At 39.2% G+C, this 3,653-nt stretch carries 4 protein-coding genes; all 4 read right to left on the bottom strand.

Annotated features, from left to right (window positions below; translation table 11 throughout):
• Positions 1-701: 701 nt before the first annotated feature.
• Positions 702-2,099: a YihY/virulence factor BrkB family protein gene (locus tag ON09_RS23125; protein ID WP_238533793.1), complete on the bottom strand. Its 1,398-nt coding sequence runs from the start codon at positions 2,097-2,099 to the stop codon at positions 702-704.
• Entirely contained in the window at positions 2,080-2,448 is a 369-nt protein-coding gene (locus ON09_RS23120) for a hypothetical protein (protein WP_010603444.1), read from the bottom strand. The genes ON09_RS23125 and ON09_RS23120 overlap by 20 nt, the downstream gene beginning before the upstream one ends.
• 136 nt (positions 2,449-2,584) lie before the next feature.
• Positions 2,585-2,710: a YtxH domain-containing protein gene (locus ON09_RS26945; protein ID WP_083838049.1), complete on the bottom strand. Its 126-nt coding sequence runs from the start codon at positions 2,708-2,710 to the stop codon at positions 2,585-2,587.
• A 142-nt stretch (positions 2,711-2,852) separates the two neighbouring features.
• Positions 2,853-3,188 (bottom strand): DUF3140 domain-containing protein, encoded by a 336-nt coding sequence (locus tag ON09_RS23115; RefSeq protein WP_010603443.1) that lies wholly within the window; start codon positions 3,186-3,188, stop codon positions 2,853-2,855.
• Between the last annotated feature and the right edge of the window lie 465 nt (positions 3,189-3,653).

The following is a 3,653-nucleotide window of genomic DNA, read 5'->3' as shown; positions in this document are numbered from 1 at the left end:
GATATTACAGCTAAGATGTCAGTTATGTTATATGGCTTACTAATAAATCCAGCCGTAACAAATGACTTTGAAGCCTCATCAAATTTTCCTACTGGTCTGAGATAGTATGGTCTTCCTTTAAAAAGTCAATTTGTTCTTCGCCTATTACTTAGTGGAATTCCGTAATAGTCTCCAAGCATAACATCAGCAAAGGTAATGTCGGGTTCGACTTTAAAATCGTCTAGAAGAAAATCTTACCCAGTTGAAGGCCCTGTGACCATATGGGATTCATTCTCGAGAATTAATCTGAGGACTTTTAAATTAGATTTACCGTCCTGGACAATTAGGGATAATTGCGGGGATAGATAAGGGAATAAAATAAAAATCTCTTGTTTCATTTTTCGGATATGCGTTTACTTTTTCTAAGTGAAGGTTGTCAATTGGAAAGTAAATTTAACTAGATAAACCAAACCCAATTGACACCTTCGAGCCAAAAATATTTTTCTCGCTAAAACGTGTTGATCAATAGCTTACAAATAGTTAAAGATTGGTGAAATGGCGTCAAATAAATCGGCTTGTCCACTTAAAAAGGGAAAAAGCTGAAGATTAGAAATCGAGAACGTCAAACGTTCTATAAAAGTGCGAACGATTTGGTGCGATAAAACAGATTAGCTGGTCCGAAGAATTTGAGATGATACGAATGACTAGCACGCTGCCTAAGCTCATGTTCTGCTGTCAATTTCTTGTACCGAACTGTTGTCCTGTTCTACCTCAACCTCTTTAATGGTTACCGCGTAATGATTGGGATGAATCTCTGACCCATAAGCAATTGCATAAGCCTTTGTAAACTCCGCGCCAAAATATAATATGATAGAGGAATAATACGTCCAGAGTAATAATATAATAAGGGAACCAGCTGCCCCATACGTGCCACCAATATCACTTTTGGAGATATATACAGATATGGCAAATTTTCCGATCATAAATAGGACGGCGGTTACCAATGCCCCGGAGATTACATCCTTCCATTTGATATTAGCATCTGGAAGGACTTTGAATATTACCCCAAAGATTGAGGAAATCACTATCAGGGTTATTCCCGTGTTCAGGATATAAAAAAAAATTACGGATACGTCTTCAAACCGGGTCTGCAGCCTGTCACTGAAACCATCTAAAACAGCTGTTACGGCAAGGGATACCAATAACAAAAAACCTAGTGAAATGATCACCGAAAAGGAGAGGAACCGGTTTTGTAGCATCTTTAGCCAGCCTCTTTTGGGTTTGGGTTTTATTCCCCATATGGTATTGATCGAATCCTGAATGTCTGCAAAAATACTTGTGGCTCCGATAAGCAGGGTCCCGAGGCCAATAATAAATGCAATGCTCCCCTTGTCTCCAATCCCAGCGCTCTTGATCATTTCCTGGAGTTGCATAGCAGTTTCAGATCCCAAAAACCCCTTTAACTGATCAAATATCTTTCCCTGAGCAGCCTCTTTTTCCATGAATATAGCGCATAACGCGATAATTACCACCAGTAATGGACCCATTGAAAAAACCGTATAGTATGCCAACGATCCACTCATTTTAGTGATTTTATGATCTCCAAAACCTGTAAAGGAAACTTTTAACACCCCCAAGATTCCTTTTATGCTCAGTTTTCCGTGTTTACCAATATCCGCTTTGGAATTGTTTTTATCATGAGCAATATCATTGTGGCTAAGGAAGGTAGGTTGTAAAGGCGATTGGGTTGGGCTTGGACTGACGATCTTAGTTAGCGGAACGGTGTTTTTTGGCTGTAGCGCATTTTTAATGAGGTATCGTGCCGAAAGGGATATAAGCCATCGGTTGATAAATCCTGCTTTTCTCAGAACTGTGTTTCGTAGCATAGATGCGGCAAGGTCTGGCAAAAGTTTTCTTCGAGGATCTTTTATCTGTTCGAGCCTTTTATCAACCCCGGTCTTCAGGATCGTCTTTGTAAATTCTATCGGACGTTTTTCCACCAGGTTTCGTCCAGCTGACTTAATTTTAGCTTCTCCTAAAAAAATATTTTTTTCAAGTTCAGCATTGTAGGTCTCCAGAGCCTGTAAACTGTCTATGTTTTTATTTTTTGCGCTCATCATCCAGGTATTTGTGCAGGAGTTTTCGAATAGAAATATTAATTAACATTCTTTCAATAAAAGATATTCTTTTGGAAAATACACCGATAGCGATGATCAAATACAGCATAGTCAGACTACCAAAGCCCGCTGGATAGCTATTAAGTAGATCTGAAAAGAAAAAACCCAAAGTTACTGTTCCAAACAAAAAAGCCAGTAAAATACATATTGACATAATGATATTTGTGATTAGATTGGCCGCCAACTTTGAAACAAATATGAGTGAACGGTACTTTAAAAGTTCCAGCCGCTGCTCGATGTTTACTCGAGCAGCTTTCAAAATGTCTAATATTTCATCAAATAAACCTGTCATAAGTTAAAATTAAGCTTCAGCCGTTTTCTCAAAAACTTCCTCTGTTTCCTCTTCTTTCACTCCGAAAATTTGTCTTTTACTTTTTCTTCTTCTTCTCTGAAGGCAGTAGGCCTCTCAATTCCATGCATGGCGCTGTCTATGATCCGATCTTTAAGTCATCCAATGCACGAGACAATCGATCCTGTGTTTCTCCGCCTTTATATGGCGCAAACAAAACTCCAGTCGAGGCGCCCACTGTAAACCCTGCGATCAGTGCTGCCACTAATAGACTTGAAAATCAGATTCTTTCTTCTGCGCTGCTGTCCATTCTGATTCGTGGAGGAGAGGTCACCTTTCGGGCTAACCGGGATATGAACAGCAAATCTGGTACTGTATTTAGAGTAAGATCATAATGGCACACGAAATTATTTGTTGTGGTAATCATGTCCCCAGTTTTTCAACGAATAATGCCAGCGGGTATCTGATAGTTCCCCTTCTGGCTTTTGGGCCAGGTGTCTTTTGATATATCCATTTACCTTTTGCATATGCTTATAATCACTGTCTGTAAGTTCTGACTTTTTCTTAGTTAAAATCTTTATAATTTTCTCCCCCGACTTATGCCCGATGCTTTCTCCGTCACCGCTGTCCCAGCCAACTGATTTGGATTCCGCTGTCTTGAGCCAGTGTCCAAGCGCTCCAACACTCATATTGACCAGATCGTTGAATTCGGCATATTCTGCTTGCATTTCCTGCTTTTCCATAAATAGTCTTTATCATAAAACCCTCCACCTCAAGAAAAGGTTTGTAACTTTCCGTATTATCTGTAAATCCCATGGGGGAGTTAAACGCTAACAATTGATTCAACATGTACAAAAGAGTGAACATTAATAGCTTCGCCTGCATTAAAGGATGATATCATTCTGATCGGCTCAAAGTGTTTACATGTTATAGATGCTTACAATGCTATTGATGGATTATTTTCTGCATATGCGAGGTGCCTCGATAAGGCGATGCGTACGGGTGAGGAAGTGATGAAGGAAAGAATTGATGGACATAGGACATCTTATTTAAATTGCAATAACTTTTCAGTTATCTTGAAATGGGAGTCTAAGCTGTTTTTCAAAACCAATGAACTTGAAGATTGTTATGATGTAAACCTTTAAAAATAAGTATTATGGCAAGAGGAACAAAAGTGGAACGTAACTCAGTATCTGATCAGGACCATG

The organism is Pedobacter agri PB92, from assembly GCF_000258495.1.
GTDB classification, from domain to species: Bacteria; Bacteroidota; Bacteroidia; order Sphingobacteriales; family Sphingobacteriaceae; genus Pedobacter; species Pedobacter agri.
The sequence above is the reverse complement of the archived record's forward strand: the minus strand, read 5'-3'. Positions and strand labels throughout refer to the sequence as shown.

Coding starts and splice junctions, on each gene's coding strand:
- ON09_RS23125 (WP_238533793.1), bottom strand. CDS start 2,099: ATGATGAGCGCAAAAAATAAAAACATAGACAGTTTACAGGCTCTGGAG.
- ON09_RS23120 (WP_010603444.1), bottom strand. CDS start 2,448: ATGACAGGTTTATTTGATGAAATATTAGACATTTTGAAAGCTGCTCGA.
- ON09_RS23115 (WP_010603443.1), bottom strand. CDS start 3,188: ATGGAAAAGCAGGAAATGCAAGCAGAATATGCCGAATTCAACGATCTG.